Annotated in this window: 5 protein-coding genes and 1 pseudogene; 2 read left to right on the top strand and 4 right to left on the bottom strand. The window is 64.1% G+C overall.

The window, feature by feature from the left end; translation table 11 throughout:
• Positions 1 to 304, bottom strand: a pseudogene (locus EN939_RS23885) (trypsin-like peptidase domain-containing protein); the annotation flags it as partial.
• Positions 305 to 473: 169 nt separating this feature from the next.
• Between EN939_RS23885 and EN939_RS23880 the strand changes: the two are divergent.
• Positions 474 to 1421, top strand: coding sequence for a S1C family serine protease (locus tag EN939_RS23880; protein WP_127270143.1), 948 nt, complete (start codon positions 474 to 476; stop codon positions 1419 to 1421).
• A gap of 76 nt (positions 1422 to 1497) precedes the next feature.
• Here EN939_RS23880 and EN939_RS23875 read toward each other — a convergent pair whose 3' ends face one another.
• Positions 1498 to 2601, bottom strand: a complete 1104-nt coding sequence (locus tag EN939_RS23875) for a helix-turn-helix transcriptional regulator (RefSeq protein WP_127270141.1) — start codon at positions 2599 to 2601, stop codon at positions 1498 to 1500.
• A gap of 130 nt (positions 2602 to 2731) precedes the next feature.
• The gene (locus EN939_RS23870; protein ID WP_127270139.1) at positions 2732 to 3157 is read right to left on the bottom strand and encodes a VOC family protein; all 426 of its coding nucleotides are present in this window, start codon (positions 3155 to 3157) and stop codon (positions 2732 to 2734) included.
• Between the two features lie 66 nt (positions 3158 to 3223).
• Here EN939_RS23870 and EN939_RS23865 point away from each other — a divergent pair, with 66 nt between their 5' ends.
• The gene (locus EN939_RS23865; protein WP_127270137.1) at positions 3224 to 3844 is read left to right on the top strand and encodes a TetR/AcrR family transcriptional regulator; all 621 of its coding nucleotides are present in this window, start codon (positions 3224 to 3226) and stop codon (positions 3842 to 3844) included.
• On the opposite strand, the gene EN939_RS23860 is transcribed toward EN939_RS23865, so the two are convergent.
• Positions 3783 to 4042: LysR substrate-binding domain-containing protein (locus EN939_RS23860; RefSeq protein WP_245473144.1), on the bottom strand; the 260-nt coding region annotated here is incomplete at its 5' end. The two genes, EN939_RS23865 and EN939_RS23860, sit on opposite strands and share 62 nt — an antisense overlap.

Below are 4042 nucleotides of genomic sequence, written 5' to 3'. Positions count from 1 at the left end.
GCACCGCATCGGCCTTGGCCAGCGGCGCGGCGCTGACGGCCTCCGCCGGCTTCAGCAGGGCAACACCGGTCGAAGGGTCGCGGCCAACCAGCTCGGCCTTCACCGTTTCCCCCGAGGCCAACACCAGATCGATCTCCTCGCCGGCCTCGACAGCCTCTTCAGCGGTGACGAAATAGCCGTCACGCCAGTGGAAGGCGCTTGCCGTGCGGTGATGATGCGTAGCGAAGCCAGCCGTTGCCGGCGCGGCCTTGGCGGCGAGATCGGCGACGGCTTGCGAAAACGCGCTCAGATTGAAATCGCTCATTAATGGTCTCCTGGGTTCATCCATGCCCCAGATATCGCTCGACAGCGCGTCCGCGGGTACTCGCCTGACGGCTAGTTGCCGGTTTGACTGGCCATCTGGTCAGGTCGCTGCGGTTCCAGCCGCTCCGCACATATAGTCACGATCAAGCCTGAACACACGGAGCCCTCCCATGGCCGTCGCCGTCGCCAAATTCCAAACCGATGACACGTTGCTCGACGCCTATTCGACGACGGTTGCCGACGCGGTCGACCGCATCGGTCCGGCCGTCTGCCGCATCGAGCGCGTTGGCGGTCAGGGCGGCCATGGCTCCGGCTTCGTCATTGCGCCGGACGGGCTGGTGGTCACCAACTTCCATGTCGTCGGTGATGCCAGGACGGTGCGCGTTTCGATGCCGGACGGCGCTTCGAGAGAAGGGCGTGTTCTTGGCCGCGATCCCGACACCGACATCGCGCTGGTGCGCGCCGACGGCAGCTTTGCCGACGTCGCACCGCTGGGCGATTCCAAGCGGCTGCGGCGCGGCCAGATCGCCATTGCAATCGGCAACCCGCTCGGTTTCGAATGGACCGTCACCTCCGGCGTCGTCTCCGCGCTCGGCCGCTCGATGCGCGCCTCCACCGGCCGGCTGATCGACGACGTCATCCAGACCGACGCAGCGCTCAATCCCGGCAATTCCGGCGGACCGCTGGTATCGTCGGCCGGCGAGGTCATCGGCGTAAACACCGCCATGATCCATGGCGCGCAAGGCATCGCCTTCGCGGTTGCCTCCAACACCGCCAATTTCGTCATTTCGGAGATCATCCGCTTCGGCCGCGTGCGCCGCGCCTTCATCGGCGTCTCGGCCGACACCGTCAATCTGCCGCGACGCGCCGCGCTCCTGTCGCAAGTGTCGACGAATACAGCGGTGCGGCTGCGCAGCGTCGAGAAGGATGGCCCGGCGGCCAAGGCCGGCTTGAAGGAGGGCGACATCATCGCCGCAATAGACGGCCGCCCGGTCACCGGCGTCGACGACCTGGTGCGCGTGCTCGACGCCGAGCGCATCGGCCGCGAGACACAATGCACCGTGGTGCGCCGCACCGGCGTCAGCCAGGTGACGGTGATGCCGGTTGCGCGAAGCTAGTGCAGTCACCCAGAAGTGTGCCGCGGTTCTGGGACAACGACATGTATCAACACAAAGACTTTAAGGCCGCCGTTGCTCACTCCCCCTTCGAGGGAGCAACGGCGACATAGGCTCCCTTCAGGAGAGCTACGAGTTGCGCCTGATGATGCGTGCCTGTCTTGTCGAAGATACGACCAAGATACGTGCTGGCCGTGCGATAGGTGATGTTGGCGCTTGTCGCCGCCACACCAAGGCTATCCCTCGATGCCAATGCCGCCGCCAATCGCGCCTCGGCCGGCGAGAGGTCGAAAAGGCCCGTCAGGATGGTCGGCGAAGGCACCAGATTCGTCGGGTTGAGAGCCGTGGCTGCGATCAGTATGTCGGCGCCTGAGAGAAGTTCGTGCGCCAGACGGCGAAGAGGGATGAGGTGAACGATCATGGCCTCGCTATTCTCGCTTGGCGCTATGGGCACGGAGCGACCCGACGCAGCGTCACCAGTCCCGCTTGCAATCGCCTGCTGAAACAACTTGTTTGCCTTGGCATCGGCAAGGGCGAGCCCATCACGGGCCGTCGGCACGAACACAAGGGGCAGAGCGTCAAGCAGTTGATTGGTCGCCAGAACGCGTCCCCTGCTCGTCATCACCGCGGCCGGCAGGCCGATCGCCGCAAGCGCCGTAGTCGTAGCGCGCGCTCGTTCCAGCCGCAGGCGCGCACCAATCAGGCCGGCGCGCGCCAAATGTGGCCTCATGCGGTTGAGCTGGTCCAATTCGTCTCGGGATGGCCGATCATTGGTCAGCCAACGCTCCATCGTAAACAACAGAACTTCGCCTGTAGGCAGGGATATGAACGTACCGACTTCGCCACCGATTCCCAATGGCAGCGTCCGGTCGAGCCGCGTCCGATTGTTCTCGAGCGCCTCCTTGGGGAAGTAATCCGCGTCGTAGACGAATTCCGAGGGTGGGGGCAGCGTCAGCAGGAGTTGGGAGACACTGCTGCTCTTGAACCCGCCTTCCGCAGAGATGCCCTCCAGTATCGGCCGGACCAGGTCCGACGCGATGAGCATCGGGTCCAGCCGATCATCGAATAAACCCATACCGCCTCCGGCCGAGTTCGACAGTTCGCTCAACCTGTCGAAGACGTCTGGCCATAAATCGGGGACGAACGCCGCTTCATAAATTCGATCGACAAGATCTTCGGTCATTCAATGGTCCGCTCGCCACCTGCACTCGCATGATTGCATCGCACATCTGCTCAGAAATCAAACCTTTCTCGGCTTGGCATTACCGGATGATCATAAATTGCGTAGGAAACAGCCAACACGAAAACATCGTTCAGGTGCCCACCGCCCCCTCCGCGTACTGCGCCAGAAACGCCTCGCTCGGCGGAATCGGCTTGATCACGTCGATCAGCACGCCATTGGGATCCCGCGTGATGAAATGGCGCTGGCCGAAGGGTTCGTCGCGTAGAGAGCGCAGGATCGGCAGCCCGGCCGCGACGATCCGTTCATAGACCGCATCCGGGTCCCTCACCTCGAAGTTGATCAGCAGGCCCGACGCGCGGCCGCGCCCCTCTTCCGGGATCGTCTCATGATCGCCCTGGACGATGCCGAGATTGACTCTTCTGTCCTCCACCGATTGCAGATGCACATACCAGTCGCTTTCGAATAGCGGCTGGAAGCGAAAATGCTCGATATAGAACGCCGTCGTGCCGGCGACGTCGCCGGTCATCAGCACCGGGTAATAGCTCGTCGTCTTCATCTTTCCTTCTCCCGTCGATTAACATACAGTCTGCATGTAACTTCATTTAACATACAGGCTGCATGTATGCAACGCGATTCCGCGCGTCGTTCCAACCGTGACCGCACCGAGGCGACGCGCGCCGACCTGATTGCCGCGGCACGAAAGCTGTTCACCGAAAAATCCTATGCCGAGACCGGCACGCCGGAGATCGTCGCTGCCGCCGGCGTCACGCGCGGCGCGCTTTACCATCACTTCGCCGACAAGCAGGCGCTGTTTGCCGCCGTGGTCGAGCAGGAGGCGATGGCGGTGGCTGAGGAGATCGAGCGCGCTTCGCCGCCATCGCTCAATGCCCGCGACGCGCTCATTGCCGGCTCCGACGCCTATCTCACTGCGATGCGCGCGCCCGGCCGCACGCGGCTGCTGCTGCTCGACGGCCCGGCCGTGCTTGGCCGCGCCGTCATGGACGCGATCGACAACCGCCACGGCAACCGTTCGCTGCGCGAAGGGCTGGTCGCGGCGATGCGGGCGCAGACGATGACGAGATTGCCGGCCGACGCGCTGACCGCGCTGCTCGGCTCCGCCTTCGATCGTGCCGCCCTGGCCATCGAGGCCGGTGCGTCAGCTCAGGACTACCGCGCCGTGCTCATGGCACTGATCGATGGCCTGTCTCTTCCTCAGGCACCTCGCCCGGTTCGAACTCGTTGAAGCAGCCGAGCTGGCGCTTGAACTGGTCGATCAGCCAGGCCGCCGCGGGCTTCGGGCTGCGATCGTTGCGGTGCATGGCAAACAGCGGCGAACTCACCTCCCTGAAGGATTCGAGGTCGATTTCGACCAGCCGGCCACTCGCCAGGTCGTCTGCTATCAGCCAGCGCGGCAGCCCGCCCCAACCCAGCCCCTCGCGCA

Source organism: Mesorhizobium sp. M7A.F.Ca.CA.002.05.1.1, from assembly GCF_003998335.1.
Lineage (GTDB): Bacteria > Pseudomonadota > Alphaproteobacteria > Rhizobiales > Rhizobiaceae > Mesorhizobium.
Note: the sequence above shows the minus strand (reverse complement) of the source record. Positions and strands in the feature narration are given on the sequence as shown.